A 16,964-nucleotide genomic window follows, 5' to 3' on the forward strand; every position below is an offset into this window, starting at 1 on the left:
CATTACTTAAATCTTCGAATAAGTAATTCGAAATCGATTGTACAACATTCTAATCCAGTCATATCTGCAGACAATAATGGTCCGCTAGCTGGTAATCTTCTACCAATACTATATGTAACTGCTGCATCTATATCTTCTTTAGATGCTACCCCTGCTTCATATAAACTTTGTGCTTCTCTATATAATGCGAATTGCAAACGATTGCCTATAAATCCTGGAATTTCACGATTAAGCTTGATTGGCTTTTTATTTATTTCTATTAATAATTGCATTGTTCTTTCTACTACATCCTCATTTGTAAATGATGTTTTCACTACTTCTACTAATGGGATAAGATGCGCAGGATTCCAAAAATGCGTAATTAAAAAGCGTTCTTTATGGTCCATTTTTTCTGATAATAAGCTAGGTTGGAGTCCAGATGTATTGCTAGCAATTACCACATTTTCATCAACCAATGCTTCTAATTGCTTATACATATCTTGTTTTAATTCTAAAATTTCTGGAATTGCTTCTATAATAAATGTTGAATCTGCAACAGTTTCTTCTAATGAAGTAAAAAAGATAATTTTCTTTTTAATAGATTCTGCTAACTCTTTTGTGAAAACTTCATTTTCTACCATAACATTCAGTTTAAAAGCCAATGACTTATTTGCTTTTTCGACATCTGTATCATTGATTCCATATATATTAACGTTAGAGCCTGCCCAAGCAATAGATATGGCGATTGAATGCCCCATTGTTCCGCACCCGATGATTGATATTTTCTCCATATGTATCCCCTCCTATTAATATATTAACATAAAAAATTCTATATTTTCTTAGTTAAACAAGAATTTTCTCTTTTGAGTCAGTTTTCATAAATACTTCTGCTGTTGAGCTATAAGACTCGACCCTCTATCTCTTAGGGACTGAATAACTAATAAATACTAATCATTAATGTCTTGAAGTGGAATACTAATCTCCATTAAAATTTTCAGTCAAAAGTTTTATTAAAGTATTTTTTCCTTCTTGCTTATTTAGGATTTTCCTTTTATTTTACAGGACAAATTAAACTGCTACACAAAAACTATCTAAATCATAAAGTGTATTAAATTCCCCCATACATTGTTCTTTTTTCATATCTTGTAAATTGAAATTGAAACTATTTAATATCTACAACAGGATTCAAATCACTAGGCATCACCTTTTTAGTTGCTTGACTGTTTTTTAAGGCATTAACAAAAACCAAAAAGAGAGTTGCCATTATTGACAACTCTCTACTTTCTTATTGAAATGTTTCGTTTTCTTTATTTTCCCTATTTTTTATTGGTCGATCATATAACATATAAGGAATTAATGATATGAATAGGATGGCAATCAATACATAGAAAGTGAATTTCATCCCGTATTGGTCTGCTAATACGCCGCCTAGGAATGGCCCTATCATTTTACCGACTGCGCTGAAGCTATTAATCAAGCCTTGGTAGAACCCTTCTTTACCGCGTGGTGCAAGTGTACTTGCAATTGTTGGGACAATTGGCCAGACAAACATTTCACCAAAAGTTAGAATGATGATTGCAACAAGGAACATTTTAAAAGATCCTGCAAAGCTTACAACGTAAAAAGACACGATAAAAATAGCAATTCCCGTAAAGATTTGTCCTTTGTAAAATCCAGCAAATTTTTTAACAATTGGACTGATTAGCGGTTGACCTAATACGATCAGTAATCCATTAGCCGTCCATAGTAAACTATATTGGTTTAAGGAAATACCAAGGTCTTGTGTATAAGACGAAATGGTAGACGTCCATTGTATGTAGACCAGCCAGCCTAACAAGTAACCGATTCCTAATATAATTAGTGCATATAACGACGATCTATTCTTTACTTTTCCACTTTCACTAATTACAGAACTTGGAGCAATTTCGTTTTCTGTTGGAATTTTTTTATATGATAAAGCAACAAAGAAAAACAGCACATACATGATTAAATTCGCTATAAATAAATAATCAAAGCTTTTATTTGCAACGATTCCTGCAAGTGCTGGACCAATTGCTACGCCTAAGTTTTGTGCAAGGTAGATTGCATTAAATCCTCGTCTACCTCCCTCAGGCCAAGCAGTACCTATCATGGCATACATGCTTGGAAAGACAATTCCTCCACTAAAACCGATTAATGTTAAAAACCATACATAATGTGGCCATCCATGCCAAATAACGAGGCATATTAATCCAATAATAGTAAGAATCGTTCCAATCAAGATTGTTTTAAATCCACCGAATTTATCAAATACATATCCGCCTAACAGATTTCCAACTACACCAGCAGCAGCGTTTCCCATAAGTACAAGACCAGCCATTGAAAGTGTTTGTCCAAGGTGGTCATGCATATAAATTGTATTTAGCGGCCATAAAAAAGAGTTGCCTATTGTGTTAATAAGCATCCCTGTAATTAATAACCAAACACTTTTTGGCATCGTCCGTCCTCCATTTATTTCGAATATCTAGCCAATATTAACAACCTTTTGTTAAAGTTACAACCATAATTCATTATTAAAAAATATTGTGAAAATTCAACTAACATATACACTATCTACTATTAAAATCCAAAAATCAGTGAGCTAAATAATTTCAGCTTGGATAAATGCCCCCTAACATGGATTAAGTCTTCGTGAACGTGGATTAATCTATTCAGTCCGTGATAGAATTGTTGGTGAGGAGTGAAATTATGAATGACATAAAAGACAATGAGTTTCCATTTCCTTCTGATGGGAAACGTTATTATACATGGAATCGTTATTTACGCGATGAATTTGATTGTAAGGTTTATAAAGTAGCATTAGATGCGGGCTTTGACTGTCCCAATCGTGACGGTACAGTAGCTTTTGGTGGATGTACTTTCTGCTCTGCTGCTGGCTCAGGCGATTTTGCTGGAGATCGTGTGGATCCAATACCTGTTCAATTCGAAAAAATCAAAGAAAAAATGCAACATAAATGGAAAAACGGCAAAACGATGGCCTACTTCCAAGCCTATACAAATACACATGCACCGCTATCAGTTTTAAAGGAAAAGTTCGAAGCAGCTCTTGCATGTGAAGGGGTCATGGGGTTGAGTATTGCTACACGTCCTGACTGTTTACCCGATGATGTTGTAGAATATCTAGCCGAATTAAATGAACGTACGTATCTATGGGTGGAACTAGGTTTGCAAACTGTACATGAACGTACTGCGAATTTAATCAACCGGGCACATGATTATCCTACGTATGTAGAAGGGGTAGAAAAACTTCGTAAACACGGTATCCGAGTTTGCTCTCATATTATTAATGGCTTACCTCTGGAAGATTACGATATGATGATGGATACAGCTCGAGAAGTGGCGAAATTAGATGTCCAAGGTATAAAAATTCATTTACTTCATCTATTAAAAGGAACACCACTAGTTAAACAATACGAAAAAGGTATGCTCGAACTAATGGATAAAGATGCGTACATCAACTTAGTTGCTGACCAATTAGAAATAATCCCTCCAGAAATGGTTGTGCAACGGATTACTGGTGATGGACCAATCGATTTAATGATCGGACCTATGTGGTCTGTCAACAAATGGGAAGTACTAAACGGTATTGATGCAGAACTTGCGCGTCGTGGAAGCTATCAAGGGAAGTTCTACAAACCAGAAGAAGTGACTTCAAAATGAAATTACAAAGAGTTTTACAATACGCACAATTCCTGTTGCAAGATACAGTAGCAGATGGTGATATTGTGGTTGACGCTACAGCAGGAAATGGCTATGATACAGCTTTTCTAGCACAATTAGTTGGCGAGATGGGTCATGTCTATGCATTTGACATACAACAACAAGCCATTGATTCTACAAAAAGCCGTTTAGAAGACATCGGATTAGCAGATCGAGTATCCGTTATTTTAGATGGCCATGAAAACGTAGCTAATTATGTAGAAGAACCCATTAGTGCTGCTATTTTTAATCTTGGTTATTTACCAGGCAGTGAACACGAAATAATTACGAAGCCTGATACGACATTAAAGTCAATCGAGGATTTACTAAATTTACTAAAAGTAGGCGGAATAATTGTTTTGGTTGTGTATTATGGACATGCTGGGGGTAAGAATGAACGTGACCAAGTAATAGAATATGTCAGCAACTTACCACAGAAAAATGTTCACGTACTGCGTTACGAATTTATCAATCAAAAAAATGATCCTCCATTTATCATAGCGCTTGAGAAAATGAAAGATTTTTAATTTTTCACGCGATAATGATTAATGATTAATAATCAACGGCCTCCCAGATTTTCAGGGAGGCCTTTTTTGATTATTTTCTGCTCGACATAATTCCCCAATTGTTTTAAATCTTTCTGAACATGCATAGGCTTATTACTAGATAGTTCAAAGGGGGTTAAAGTTAATGCCGAAAATCCATGCAGTGAGTACATACTCTCCACCCCATCAATTATCGCAGGAAAAAGCTGAAGAATTCATACATCATCTTTTTGAAGGCAAAATGGAAAGACTTGAACGGTATTTAAAAGTCTTTAAGAATGGAGAAATCTTAAAAAGACAGCTTGCTATGCCAGTTGAATGGTATATGGAAGAACATACTTTTGCAGAGAAAAATGATTTGTACATTGAATTGGCAACAGAATATGGTTGCCGGGTAATTCAAGACTGTTTAGCAAAAGTATCAGATGTAGAAATTGCAGATATTGATGCCATTTTCTTCATATCCACTACTGGTATTTCAACGCCAAGCATTGATGCTCGTATTATGAACCAGCTGGCATTCCCAGATGATGTTGTGCGAATCCCTATTTGGGGACTCGGTTGTGGTGGAGGGGCAGCAGGTATTAGTCGTGCAAATGATTATTGTCTTGCGCACAGAGAAGCTATTGTATTAGTTATTTGTCTTGAATTATGTAGTCTAACCTTCCAACCAAGCGATTTGGATAAAAGCAACTTTGTAGGAACCTCCCTATTTGGTGATGGCGTTGCTTGTGCGATTGTTGCTGGTGATCAAGCTAAGTTAAAGAGCAACAAATCCTTACCTGCAATTCAGGCTACTGCTTCAAAAATACTCCCACATTCTGAAGATGTAATGGGATGGCGGATTGAAGATGATGGTTTACACGTGATTTTCGCCAAAAGTATACCTAGCATTATCGAAAAGTGGCTTACACCATTTGTGAAAAATTTCCTACAAAAGAATTCACTCTCTATCCCCAACATTAGTCGATTTATCGCTCATCCTGGGGGCAAAAAGGTTCTTGCTGCATATGAATCTGCATTAGAGCTCTCAAAAAAAATACTTGAACCAAGCTCCTTCATCTTACAACAACATGGTAATATGTCCTCTCCAACAGTTCTCTATGTATTAAAACATGTAATGGAACAACAACCTGATAGCGGTGAACTTGGAATTATGACTTCACTTGGTCCTGGCTTTAGCGGTGAACTAGTATTACTGAAATGGGAGTGATGAACTATTTTATTTACAATTATTTTCGTCATCATATGTATACAAAGAATTGTAGAGTTGAGGATTGCAAAAGCAAATGAACGTTATATGAAAGAACGTGGTGCAATTGAATTCGGACAATCACATTATCCTTTCATTGTCCTGTTACATGTTTGTTTTTTACTCAGTCTTTTATTGGAGCATACTTTCAAGCAAACATCGCTTAGTCCACTATGGATTTCATTAATTTGTTTCTTTATTGTCTTACAAATGGGACGCATTTGGGCTATAAAATCATTGGGGCATTTCTGGAATACTAAGATTATCGTATTGCCAGATGCAAAACTTGTAAAAAAAGGTCCCTACAAATGGCTTCCACATCCAAACTATTTAATTGTCGCTTTAGAAATTGCAGTCATACCTTTGATATTCCAAGCCTATTATACGGCAATTGTATTTACAATTTTGAATTTGATTATGATGTTAATACGGATTCCTGCAGAGGAAAAAGCTTTGCAAAAAGTCTATAAAAATGAAAATTATGTTTTAGAGAGATCGTAATTTAAAGACTGGTGTGAGTAGCAAAAAATGATCCCATATTTTTTAACGATGGGATTTTTTTATGTTTGTTTTAAATAAACATTTCCGTTTAAATAGATAGTAGTTTAAACGTATTTTTATGTTAAAATTTGTTATAAATGAAGAGTTTTTATAATGTATTTAAAGAAGAAAATAAATTACCATCAAATGGAGGAAACTAGTGGCTGATGAAAAAATTGTAATTGGTGAGAATGGTAAGTACCCGCTTAACGGAATATTGTCTATTCCAAATGAAATGGCTGAATCATATCCTGCGGTTGTATTAGTTCAAGGATCTGGCCCAAGTAATATGGATGGTAAAATTGGCGAAAACTATCCATTTAAAGACCTCGCCGAAGGTTTATCAAAAAGAGGAATTGCTGTGTTACGTTATGACAAAAGAACATTTGTATATGGCAAAGAAATGAAAAAAGACACCTCGCTTTCAGTTAAAGAGGAAACAATCGAAGATGCCATCCTTGCAGCGGAATTCTTAAGAAAAGATTCTCGTATTCTTTCAAATAAAATCTTTATTATAGGTCATAGTTTAGGAGGAATGCTAGCTCCGAGAATTGATGCAGAAGGTGGGAACTTTGCTGGAATCATTATAATGGCCGGATCCCCACGCAAATTAGAAGAGATTATGATGGAACAAAATAACGATGTTTTAAATTCCTTGAATCGTTTTTTAAAATTAATTGCTAAAAAGCAAATCGCAGCTTTATCCTCTAAATTCAGTAACATTTATGACTTAAGTGATGAAGAAGCGAAAACTAAATCCATTATAGGGAAATATGTCAATGCTTACTATTTTAAAGAAATGGGTGAACACCCATCCGTAAATTATCTAAATGTATTGGATAAACCAGTTTTCGTTTTGCAAGGAGATAAAGATTTTCAAGTATCATTGGAAAAAGACTTTAATAGTTATAAAAAAATATTGAGTGAAAAGTCCAATGTTACGTTTAAACTTTATCCAAACTTAAATCATTTGTTTATGCCTTCTGTTTATGGGGAAATTTTAAAAGCGAAAAAAGAGTATAAAATAGCGCAGCATATCGACAAGCAAGTGATTATTGATATTTCTGACTGGATTCATTCAGTTTAGGAATCACAATACTAAAACAGTAAAATGGAGGCGAAAAATATGTTGGTGGTAACAACAGAAAAAATTGAGGGCTATAAGGTTGTTGAAGTAAAAGGACCTGTTTTTGGATTGATCGTGAGGAGTAGAGGCCTTGGTGGCGATATAATGGCAGGCTTAAAATCACTAGTTGGTGGAGAAATCAAACAATATACAGCAATGCTTGAAGATTCAAGAAAAGAAGCGATGGACCGCATGATTAAAAATGCCAATGAAATGGGGGCAAATGCCATTACGATGATGCGATTTGATTCGGGTGAAATCGGTAATAACATGAGTGAAATCGTCTCATATGGAACGGCAGTCGTGGTTGAGAAAGTATAATGGGTTTCGTTATCGGATTCTATGTCATAGAAATTATAATCGCAATTATATGTATTTTACTTGGATACTTTATCTATGACAAACGAGTAAATCGTAATCACGGCAGAAAAATCCCCGAAGGTTTTCAATCAACAGAAGAAATTAATATTGACCCTGTTTCAGGAGAAAAAACAAGGGTATATTATAATCCTGAAACTGGAGATCGGTTTTATAGAAAAGAGAAATAGGTATCAAAAGAAGGGCTATTTCACTAAAGAAATAGCCCTTTACTATGTTAAATTCGTTTTACCTTTTCTAATGTTTTTTGCTCAAGATTGTTTTTATTTCGTTCTACCCAGAAATCGGCGTTTTTGATGCCAAGTTTCTCTGGATCAAATATAGGATCTTTCCCTGCTTTTTTCTGCTGTTCATAGTCTTTCAGTGCTATAAGCGCCGGTTTAACTAAGAAAATAAGGGAAATGATGTTAACCCAAACCATGATACCTAGCCCAATGTCTCCTAGTGTCCATGCAGACTCAGAAGTTTTTACTGCACCGAAATAAGTTGCTACAATGATTAATATTTGTACTACTCGGATGGCAACCTTTTGTTTGTGGCCATCAAATAGAAACGCTACATTTGTTTCAGCAATATAGTAATAAGCCATCGTTGTGGTAAAGGCAAAGAAGAATAAGGCAATTGCTACAAACGCAGCACCAAATCCACCAATTGGGAACGCTGCATCAACAGCTGCTTGCGTATAAGCTGCCCCTGCATCAATACCTGGAATATTCTCAACAAGGAAATGGCCACTTCCATCTTCCGTTTGAACATTGTACATACCTGTAAACAAAATCATAAACGCTGTTGCTGTACAAACCAAGAATGTATCTAAATATACGGAAGCTGCTTGTACTAATCCTTGTTTTACTGGATGTGATACTTCTGCGGCTGCAGCTGAGTGTGGCCCTGTACCTTGTCCCGCTTCATTTGCATAGATACCACGTTTTACTCCCCAGGCAATAGCAGCCCCAAGAATACCACCGAAAACTTTTTCCGCTCCAAAAGCACTACGGAAGATTAAACCAAATACATTTGGTATTTGATCAATATTTAAAATGATGATAATTGCTGCAACAAGAATATAACCAATCGCCATAAAAGGTACAATGACTGATGCTGCATTTGCAATACGTTTTACACCACCTACTATAATGGTGCCTAAGATTAGACATACAACTAATCCTGATATCCAATGCGGTATATTAAATGCAGTATCCATTGCATCTGCTATTGCATTTGATTGTACAGTTGGTTGAAGCACAGACATGGCGATTAATGCCGCAATAGCAAAGATCATTCCTAGCCACTTTTTACCTGTGAATTTATGGATGTAGTATGCTGGCCCCCCACGATACTCTCCATTTTTTTCTTCTTTATATATTTGAGCAAGAGTTGATTCAACATAAGCTGTTGCTGCACCGATAAATGCTGTTACCCACATCCAGAACACTGCACCTGGACCTCCGAAAGCAATTGCTGTTGCAGTTCCGGCAATATTACCTGTTCCGATTCGCCCAGATAATGCCATCGACATCGCCTGGAAAGAAGAAACACCAGCCTCTGATTTTTTACCGTTAAAAATTTGACCGAACATATCTTTTAGAAATCGAACTTGTACACCTTTTGTTAAAATAGTGAATGCTAACCCAACAATCAAGATCCCATAAATCATCCATGGTCCCCATAAAACATCGTAAATAGATTGAATAATAGATTCCATTCTAGTTGACTCCCTTCATGATGAATTGTCTAACCGTCAATATCATAAACTTTGAAAGAATTGAAAATTTTCTTTCAAATACTATAGGAGCCATTATATATTACAGAATTATTTTTTAAAATATAACTTCGACATTATATACACGTTGTAATCGTTTACAATCAAAATTGACAAAAAATCGACACATTATGTACTCTCTGTATGTACATTGTGACAAAAAGTGGGTTTACTTCAACTATTTAAAATGTATTGTTTTAGGCATTTCTACTTCAAAACTAATAGTAGAGGTTCACAATTTATTTTTTTGTCCACTGGAAGAAGTCATTAGAGGTCTAGCCTTTACCAATTTTACTCTTAAAGTAGTAGAAAGTTTATCAAAACAATGAATAATTATACAACTTGCTTTACATGGATTTGAAATGCTTTTCGTGTGGATGATATTTTGCTAATTAATTTCCCAATCAACAAAAAACTGGTTACCATAAGTAAATTTACTTATGATAACCAGTTAAACTTTCTTTAAATGATGTAACCAATATTTCGTAATGCATTAAAGATAAAAGATTCCATATATTGATAGATATCATCTCGCTCTGGTTCTTGGAAGAGATCGTGATAACAAAGTTTCCATTCTTTATACTGCATCTCCGATAATTTTTGCTGCATAAGCCATTTTCTACTGTGAGCTTTCGAAACCAGTTTATCATTTCCACCATTCATTAATAATAAAGGAATATCTGGAAAGTCTTCTTGCGTGATGGAGACAGTCTTCATAAATTGCAGTAATTCCCGATACCAACTAACTGTAATATCGGAATTATAGTAATGATCATCTTTTTCCTCTTTATAAAATTCATAGCTTCTAGATAACTGTTTCACCGTTACATCATGATGTATTTTCATATTCCCAGTTATTTTACTTAACCCAGTCAAGGCATTAGATAATTTGGAAGGTTGGTGAATTAAATGCATCCAAGGAGATGTTAGGATTAAACCTGCACATTCGTATTTATATTTGTGTTCAATTTGAATAGCGAGTGATGCGCCTAGGCCATGTCCAATGATGAAGATGGGTAAATTATAGTCAAATGCCACTTGCATCATTTGCCGGATAAATTTTCTGTATTCTCTAAAATCCTCATCATGCGCTTTTTTGCGTCTACTCTCTTCTCCATGTCCAGGGAGATCACCTGTAATGACATTCATCCCCGACACCCTTAGTTTTTCGATTAGCCAAGCATACCGACGATGATGCTCATATGCACTATGTATAAATACTACGACCGCTTTGGCTTGACCTTCTGCTTCCCATTTCCACATAACTTACTTCTCTCCTCATGTGTATGATTCCTCTATTTTAACGTAATGTACGAATTTCTGTTCCAATTAATACATGAGTTTGTTACGATAATAGTATAATCTTAGCTTGAAATGAGGCGTATTTCGATGATTTATCCATTTAAAGATAAAAAACCATCCATTGACCCATCTGTATTCATCGGTGACAATGTTGTTATTACTGGTGATGTGACTATTGGTGCAGATTCGTCCGTTTTTTATAATACCGTTATTCGAGGAGATGTATCCCCAACAATTATCGGTCAAAAAGTGAATATTCAAGACTTATGTTGTTTGCACCAAAGCCCAGCCTATCCTCTTATCCTTGAGGATGAAGTTACAATTGGTCACCAAGTAACATTACATAGTTGCCATATCAAAAAAGGTGCACTGATTGGAATGGCCTCAATTGTATTAGATGGTGCTGAAATTGGAGAAGGTGCATTTATCGGTGCCGGTAGCCTTGTCACACAAGGAAAGAAAATCCCACCAAACACACTTGCATTTGGCCGTCCTGCAAAAGTAATTCGTGAATTAACAGAAGAAGATAAAAAAGACATGGATCGTATTCTTAACGAATACTATGAAAAAGGCCAATATTATAAATCAGTACAGAATAGCCCATTGTCTAGATAACTCAATTGATTGATTGACAGTGGTTTGGTTATATAAGTACAAAGCTTTGGGCTCGGTCTAATATTCCGGGCCTTTTTAAAAAGATACCGAGTTAAAAAAGCTAATACATACTAACTTCTTATAATCTGGAGATGCGTATATGAAAAAGTTTCATTATAGTTGGATTATTTTAGTAATCACGTTCTTTTCTATCATTGTTGCAGGAATCATTCGTTCCTCTTCCGGAGTTTTTATCGAGCCATTTGAGACAGAGTTTGGTTGGAGCAGGCCTGCTATATCATTTGCCTTTGCGGTAGGGTTGTTCTTATACGGTTTTTCTGGACCTTTTATGGCTGCATTTGTCGAAAGATTCGGATTAAAGAATGTAATGATGGCCTCTATGGCATTATTAACTTTAGGATTAGGATTAACACTAATGATGAAACAGGAATGGCAGCTAATTCTTATTTGGGGTGTAATGATTGGAATTGGTTCCGGCCTGTTTTTGACTGTTCTTAGCACACAAATAGGAAATCGATGGTTTGTGAAACATCGCGGACTAGCAGTTGGTATTTTAACCGCAGCTACAGCAACTGGACAGCTGGTACTATTGCCGGTACTTGCTACATTAATAGAAAAGTATAGTTGGCATCATGCAATTGGCTTGATCTTTGGTTTAAGTATCATAATGCTTATTTTTATATTAATTTTTATGAAGGATTGGCCAGAACAAGTCGGAACAACACCACTTGGTCAAATAAAGCAAGAAAATGTTACATCCGACAATGTTTCTAAAGAGAATCCATTCAAAATTGTTTGGGACTCATTAATGGATGGGAGTAAAAGTAAGGCTTTTTGGCTCTTAGCTGGCAGTTTCTTCATCTGTGGACTATCTACAACAGGATTAATCGGTACACACTTTGTAGGATATTGCATGAGTTTTGGCATTCCAATGGTACTTGCTGCATCCATGCTCAGCTTTATGGGGATTTTCGATTTAGTCGGCACCACTTTATCTGGTTGGCTTAGTGACAAAGTTGATAATCGCTGGCTGCTATTTTACTATTATGGCCTTCGTGGACTATCATTACTTTTCTTACCAATTGCTCTAAACAACGGTTCGGTTACGTTACTCATTATCTTCTCCGTTTTTTATGGACTCGATTGGATTGCGACCGTCCCTCCTACTATTGGTCTTGCAAGACGGGAATTTGGTAATAAGAAAAGTGCCATGATGTACGGCTGGATGGTTGCATTTCATCAAGTAGGTGCAGCAGTAGCAGCTTTTGGTGGTGGTCTTATTTACAACATTTTCGATTCTTATACTTGGGCATTCATGCTTTCTGGAGCATTTTGTGCATTAGGTAGCTTATTCGTCATATTATTAAAAAAACATAATCCAAAGGAAGAAGTCATTTTACCTTAATATATAAAAAAAGAGCTTTGTTGGAGTCATCCTTCAAAGCTCTTTTGTATAGATTTAATTACTCTTCCTCATCTTCATTCATATCATTATAAAATTGAATTGCTTCTTTATCCTTCTGTCTATTAGCAAAGTCTTGACGATCTCGAATTTCTTTTGACAGTGCAAAAGACGTATACATGACAAAAATGATTCCTAACCAATAGTACCCTTTCTCAACTAATTCCCAATCTGTATTCCAAACACTAATCATCCCAATACCAAACGATGCAACCACTGATAGCCAACATAACGCCAAATATTCTTTCGAAACTTTAATATTCTCTCTTTTATCTCGTATTGTTTTAACAAGGGAAAAAGAAGAGAACGTAATCCATCCCAATATAATGGTGTAAAACCCTTGCTCAACTAGCATCCAATCTGTATTCCAAATGGCAATTAGAACAAATGCAAAGCCAATTAAAAATGCTGCCCATGTTAAAAAGAAGAATTCATTTGACCTCATCTTCCGAATCTCTCCTGTCATGTCTTCTCACTATTACCTTATTCGTGCTTTTGATCGAATATGATTGGCTGAATCGAAAGAAGTCATTCACTTATTTTCTTTAAGAGTTAAAATAGTATAACCTTTTTCAAATAATGAGCATAAATATGTTTTTTAATTATATTTAAGGTAATGACACATCCTTTTGTTGTTGAAATCTAAAAATGCCTTCCAAACAAGAAAAGACCCTATAAGGTAGACATATTATGTATGTCTACTTTATAGGGTACATTTTAGATAATTCTATAGATTATTTCATTTCAGATTAAGAGAATCTTGCTTTTAAGACTTCTACTTTGTCTGTGTTTTCCCAAGGTACGTTTAGATCTGTACGACCAAAATGTCCATAAGCTGCTGTTTGTTTATAGATTGGACGGCGTAGGTCAAGCATTTTAATGATTCCTGCTGGACGTAAATCGAAGAATTCACGCACTGCTTCTACTAAATCACTTTCTTTAACTTTGCCTGTACCGAATGTATCGATTGAAATAGAAACCGGTTGTGCTACGCCGATTGCGTATGCAAGTTGGACTTCTGCACGGTCAGCTAAACCTGCTGCAACAATGTTTTTAGCAACATAACGAGCTGCATAAGCACCAGAACGGTCAACTTTTGTAGCATCTTTACCAGAGAAAGCACCACCACCATGGCGAGCATAACCACCGTAAGTATCTACAATGATTTTACGGCCTGTTAAACCTGCATCTCCTTTAGGTCCACCGATTACAAAGCGGCCAGTTGGATTGATAAAGTATTTCGTTGTTTCATCTAGTAATTCAGCTGGTACTACTTCAGCAATTACTATTTCTTTTAAGTCTTTTTGAATTTGCTCTAATGTTACTTCTTCATCATGTTGAGTTGAGATAACAATTGTATCTACTCGTACTGGTTGGTTGTTTTCATCATACTCAATAGTTACTTGCGTTTTGCCATCAGGACGTAAATAATCTAATTGACCTGATTTTCGTACTTCTGTTAAGCGTCTTGCTAGTTTGTGAGCAAGGCTAATTGGAAGTGGCATTAACTCTGGTGTTTCGTTACAAGCATAGCCGAACATTAAACCTTGGTCCCCTGCACCAATTGCTTCAATGTCTGCATCTGTCATTGAACCTTCACGAGCTTCTAATGCTTGGTCAACGCCTTGTGCAATATCAGGTGATTGTTCACCAATTGCAACAAGTACTGCTAAGTTTTCAGCATCGAAGCCATATTTACCGCGAGTATAGCCGATTTCTGAAACTGTATCACGTACGATTCCTTTAATATCCACATAAGTAGATGTTGTGATTTCACCTGCTACTAGTACTAAACCTGTAGTAACAGTTGTTTCACATGCTACACGTGCATTTGGGTCTTTTGCAATAATGGCATCTAAGATGGCATCTGAAATTTGATCGCAGATTTTATCCGGATGACCTTCTGTTACGCTTTCTGAAGTAAATAATCTTCTGTTTGACATTTGGTTTCCTCCTATTATAACGAGATCCTAGAAAAGATACGGTACTCATTACCCATGTCCGTTTAAACTGTTATGCTAAACGCCAAGCCAGCATTTATTGCTGCTTTTTAACACGAGGATATAGAAAGTGCCAGTACATAATATAAATAGTATTCAACAAATCACATATAATAATGAAGCAAATCAAATTTGCTTCTATGTTATTTTTGAAAAAAAAAACCTTTCGCTCATCGTAGTCCAATGAGGAAAGGATATGTTTCGTTAGCACCTTTCACTCTTATCGTTCAAGGAATCATCCTTGCATCCAGATTAGCACCAGCGCATTACGTGAAAGATAATGCAGGTTGCCGGGTTTCATAGGGCCTGACCCTCCACCAGCTCGGGATAAGAGTATCCGTTCTATTGCATATAGTAAGTGATATTTATTTGAAAGTCAAACTATTTTATATTCAATTAAAAAAAATACAAAATCTAAAAAATAATTCATAATTAGTATAGATTATATATATAAATGTGTTATACTATTTCCAGAAACCGATAACTAAACCCTTTTGTAGGGGAAAACTATAAAAAGGATGGTACTTATAAAGATGAATTCAGTAGAAATTGCGAATGAACTGAAGGATTTATTACAAGGTCAAAACATTCAAAAGCAACTTTCAGTCCCACAACTAGTAGAAAAAGCGACTTCACGTGGAGAAGCAATTTTAACAGCTGAAGGTGCTGTTCGTGCAGTGACTGGTAAATATACAGGACGTTCTCCTAAAGACAAATATTTCGTTGAAGAAGAATCATCTAAAGATCAAATTCATTGGGGTAAAATTAACCAACCTATTTCTTCAGAGGTATTCGATTCATTATATAACAAAGTAATCAATTATTTAAAACAAAAAGAAGAAATTTTTGTTTTTAAAGGCTTTGCAGGTGCTGATCCAAAATCTCGCTTAGCAATCCAAGTTGTAAATGAATACGCTTGGCATAATTTATTTGCTCACCAATTATTCATTCGACCAACTGAAGATGAACTTACTACGCACGATGCTGATTTTACAATTGTGTCTGCTCCAACATTTAAAGCAGATCCTGAAGTTGATGGTACAAAATCAGAAACTTTCATCATCGTTTCACTTGAAAAACGTATCATTTTAATTGGTGGTACAGAATATGCTGGAGAAATGAAAAAATCAATCTTCGGTATTATGAATTACCTATTACCACAACAAGGCATTCTTCCAATGCATTGTTCTGCAAACGTCGGAGAAAATGGCGATGTTGCCCTATTCTTCGGTTTATCTGGAACAGGTAAAACAACATTGTCTGCTGATGGAAATCGTAAACTAATCGGAGACGATGAACACGGTTGGTCTGATACTGTTGTATTCAATATTGAAGGTGGTTGCTACGCAAAAACAATCAACCTTTCTCCAGAGAAAGAACCAGAAATTTATAACGCTATTAAATTTGGTACAGTTTTAGAAAATGTAATAGTTGATCCTGAAACTCGTATGCCTGATTATGACGATGTATCACTAACACAAAATACTCGTGCAGCATATCCAATTCAAAATATTGATAATATTGCAGAACCATCTGTTGCAGGTCACCCAAAAACTGTTATCTTCTTAACAGCTGATGCTTTTGGTGTGCTACCTCCAATCAGTAAACTAACAAAAGAGCAAGCAATGTATCACTTCCTATCAGGCTTTACTTCAAAAACTCCTGGTACAGAACGCGGCGTTGTTGAACCAGAACCAGTATTTTCTACTTGCTTCGGTGCTCCATTCTTCCCATTACATGCAACTGTTTATGCAGAATTGTTGGGTAAGAAAATTGACGAACATGAAGTTAATGTTTTCTTAGTTAACACTGGTTGGTCTGGTGGTAGCTACGGTGAAGGTAGCCGTATGAAACTTTCTTACACTCGTACAATGGTACGTGCAGCAATCGATGGCAAATTGAATGATGTATTTACTAATCAAGATCCATTCTTTGGTCTTGCATTGCCAACTGAAATTGAAGGAGTTCCAACAGACCTTTTAAATCCACGTGACGTATGGGCTGATAAAGAAGCTTATGATAAAAAAGCAACTGAATTAGCTGGTATGTTCCATGAAAACTTTAAAAAATTCGGTGCAGTTGCTGAAGATATCGCTAAAAAAGGTGCACCAATCGTTTAAAGTGAAACTTTAATCAGTTGTGGTTCTTCCATCCCCAACTGATTGTTAGTTGAACCAATCTGGCTTTTACGGGCAGTTATCTACCACCAATGCTTCTGCCTTGAAGTGGTATCCTACTGCCCGTTAATGCGGGATAATAATACTA

At 35.8% G+C, this 16,964-nt stretch carries 16 protein-coding genes and 1 riboswitch; of the genes, 10 read left to right on the forward strand and 6 right to left on the reverse strand.

Translation table 11 applies throughout. The features are described from left to right. Positions 1–2: 2 nt before the first annotated feature. The gene (locus ACWV26_RS14880) at positions 3–770 is read right to left on the reverse strand and encodes a 3-hydroxyacyl-CoA dehydrogenase family protein (protein WP_455895510.1); all 768 of its coding nucleotides are present in this window, start codon (positions 768–770) and stop codon (positions 3–5) included. Between the two features lie 494 nt (positions 771–1,264). Further along, positions 1,265–2,455 carry an MDR family MFS transporter gene (locus ACWV26_RS14885; protein ID WP_455895511.1) on the reverse strand — a complete coding sequence of 397 codons (1,191 nt, stop codon included), beginning with the start codon at positions 2,453–2,455 and terminating at the stop codon, positions 1,265–1,267. Positions 2,456–2,706: 251 nt separating this feature from the next. On the opposite strand from ACWV26_RS14885, the gene ACWV26_RS14890 reads away from it, so the two are divergent. The 7 genes from ACWV26_RS14890 to ACWV26_RS14920 all read left to right on the forward strand — a co-directional run bounded on the left by ACWV26_RS14890 (position 2,707) and on the right by ACWV26_RS14920 (position 7,728). After that, entirely contained in the window at positions 2,707–3,678 is a 972-nt protein-coding gene (locus ACWV26_RS14890; protein WP_455895512.1) for a TIGR01212 family radical SAM protein, read from the forward strand. Continuing rightward, positions 3,675–4,244 carry a class I SAM-dependent methyltransferase gene (locus tag ACWV26_RS14895; protein ID WP_455895513.1) on the forward strand — a complete coding sequence of 190 codons (570 nt, stop codon included), beginning with the start codon at positions 3,675–3,677 and terminating at the stop codon, positions 4,242–4,244. Before ACWV26_RS14890 ends, ACWV26_RS14895 begins: the two co-directional genes overlap by 4 nt. 163 nt (positions 4,245–4,407) lie before the next feature. Beyond that, positions 4,408–5,475 (forward strand): type III polyketide synthase, encoded by a 1,068-nt coding sequence (locus tag ACWV26_RS14900; protein WP_455895514.1) that lies wholly within the window; start codon positions 4,408–4,410, stop codon positions 5,473–5,475. 57 nt (positions 5,476–5,532) lie between these two features. Then, positions 5,533–6,015 (forward strand): isoprenylcysteine carboxyl methyltransferase family protein, encoded by a 483-nt coding sequence (locus ACWV26_RS14905; RefSeq protein ID WP_455895515.1) that lies wholly within the window; start codon positions 5,533–5,535, stop codon positions 6,013–6,015. 199 nt (positions 6,016–6,214) lie between these two features. Beyond that, on the forward strand, positions 6,215–7,141 hold the full coding sequence (locus ACWV26_RS14910) for an alpha/beta hydrolase family protein (protein ID WP_455895516.1): 927 nt from the start codon (positions 6,215–6,217) through the stop codon (positions 7,139–7,141). Between the two features lie 39 nt (positions 7,142–7,180). Continuing rightward, positions 7,181–7,501: a heavy metal-binding domain-containing protein gene (locus tag ACWV26_RS14915; protein WP_455895517.1), complete on the forward strand. Its 321-nt coding sequence runs from the start codon at positions 7,181–7,183 to the stop codon at positions 7,499–7,501. Further along, positions 7,501–7,728, forward strand: a complete 228-nt coding sequence (locus tag ACWV26_RS14920; protein WP_455895518.1) for a hypothetical protein — start codon at positions 7,501–7,503, stop codon at positions 7,726–7,728. The genes ACWV26_RS14915 and ACWV26_RS14920 overlap by 1 nt, the downstream gene beginning before the upstream one ends. Before the next feature lie 47 nt (positions 7,729–7,775). Here the strand turns inward: ACWV26_RS14920 and ACWV26_RS14925 are convergent, their stop codons facing one another. Together ACWV26_RS14925 and ACWV26_RS14930 are read right to left on the reverse strand one after the other, a co-directional pair. Further along, a complete protein-coding gene (locus tag ACWV26_RS14925; RefSeq protein ID WP_455895519.1) occupies positions 7,776–9,263 on the reverse strand; it encodes an alanine/glycine:cation symporter family protein in 1,488 nt (495 codons plus the stop codon). A 519-nt stretch (positions 9,264–9,782) separates the two neighbouring features. Continuing rightward, on the reverse strand, positions 9,783–10,583 hold the full coding sequence (locus ACWV26_RS14930; RefSeq protein WP_455895520.1) for an alpha/beta hydrolase: 801 nt from the start codon (positions 10,581–10,583) through the stop codon (positions 9,783–9,785). Between the two features lie 126 nt (positions 10,584–10,709). Between ACWV26_RS14930 and ACWV26_RS14935 the strand changes: the two genes are divergently transcribed. Continuing rightward, on the forward strand, positions 10,710–11,237 hold the full coding sequence (locus ACWV26_RS14935) for a gamma carbonic anhydrase (protein WP_455895521.1): 528 nt from the start codon (positions 10,710–10,712) through the stop codon (positions 11,235–11,237). Positions 11,238–11,376: 139 nt separating this feature from the next. Then, positions 11,377–12,642, forward strand: coding sequence for an MFS transporter (locus ACWV26_RS14940; protein WP_455895522.1), 1,266 nt, complete (start codon positions 11,377–11,379; stop codon positions 12,640–12,642). 58 nt (positions 12,643–12,700) lie between these two features. Here the strand turns inward: ACWV26_RS14940 and ACWV26_RS14945 are convergent, their stop codons facing one another. Then, complete coding sequence (locus tag ACWV26_RS14945) at positions 12,701–13,144, reverse strand: YiaA/YiaB family inner membrane protein (RefSeq protein ID WP_455895523.1); 444 nt, start codon at positions 13,142–13,144, stop codon at positions 12,701–12,703. A 304-nt stretch (positions 13,145–13,448) separates the two neighbouring features. Further along, entirely contained in the window at positions 13,449–14,642 is a 1,194-nt protein-coding gene (gene metK, locus ACWV26_RS14950) for a methionine adenosyltransferase (RefSeq protein ID WP_455895524.1), read from the reverse strand. 274 nt (positions 14,643–14,916) lie between these two features. Further along, positions 14,917–15,033, reverse strand: a riboswitch (SAM riboswitch). A gap of 199 nt (positions 15,034–15,232) precedes the next feature. Here metK and pckA point away from each other — a divergent pair. Then, positions 15,233–16,819, forward strand: a complete 1,587-nt coding sequence (gene pckA / locus ACWV26_RS14955) for a phosphoenolpyruvate carboxykinase (ATP) (RefSeq protein ID WP_455895525.1) — start codon at positions 15,233–15,235, stop codon at positions 16,817–16,819. The last annotated feature ends 145 nt before the right edge of the window (positions 16,820–16,964 follow it).

The sequence above is a fragment of the Rummeliibacillus sp. JY-2-4R genome (assembly GCF_053847205.1).

Coding starts and splice junctions, on each gene's coding strand:
- ACWV26_RS14880 (WP_455895510.1), bottom strand. CDS start 770: ATGGAGAAAATATCAATCATCGGGTGCGGAACAATGGGGCATTCAATC.
- ACWV26_RS14885 (WP_455895511.1), bottom strand. CDS start 2,455: ATGCCAAAAAGTGTTTGGTTATTAATTACAGGGATGCTTATTAACACA.
- ACWV26_RS14890 (WP_455895512.1), top strand. CDS start 2,707: ATGAATGACATAAAAGACAATGAGTTTCCATTTCCTTCTGATGGGAAA.
- ACWV26_RS14895 (WP_455895513.1), top strand. CDS start 3,675: ATGAAATTACAAAGAGTTTTACAATACGCACAATTCCTGTTGCAAGAT.
- ACWV26_RS14900 (WP_455895514.1), top strand. CDS start 4,408: ATGCCGAAAATCCATGCAGTGAGTACATACTCTCCACCCCATCAATTA.
- ACWV26_RS14915 (WP_455895517.1), top strand. CDS start 7,181: ATGTTGGTGGTAACAACAGAAAAAATTGAGGGCTATAAGGTTGTTGAA.
- ACWV26_RS14920 (WP_455895518.1), top strand. CDS start 7,501: ATGGGTTTCGTTATCGGATTCTATGTCATAGAAATTATAATCGCAATT.
- ACWV26_RS14925 (WP_455895519.1), bottom strand. CDS start 9,263: ATGGAATCTATTATTCAATCTATTTACGATGTTTTATGGGGACCATGG.
- ACWV26_RS14930 (WP_455895520.1), bottom strand. CDS start 10,583: ATGTGGAAATGGGAAGCAGAAGGTCAAGCCAAAGCGGTCGTAGTATTT.
- ACWV26_RS14935 (WP_455895521.1), top strand. CDS start 10,710: ATGATTTATCCATTTAAAGATAAAAAACCATCCATTGACCCATCTGTA.
- ACWV26_RS14940 (WP_455895522.1), top strand. CDS start 11,377: ATGAAAAAGTTTCATTATAGTTGGATTATTTTAGTAATCACGTTCTTT.
- ACWV26_RS14945 (WP_455895523.1), bottom strand. CDS start 13,144: ATGAGGTCAAATGAATTCTTCTTTTTAACATGGGCAGCATTTTTAATT.
- metK (WP_455895524.1), bottom strand. CDS start 14,642: ATGTCAAACAGAAGATTATTTACTTCAGAAAGCGTAACAGAAGGTCAT.
- pckA (WP_455895525.1), top strand. CDS start 15,233: ATGAATTCAGTAGAAATTGCGAATGAACTGAAGGATTTATTACAAGGT.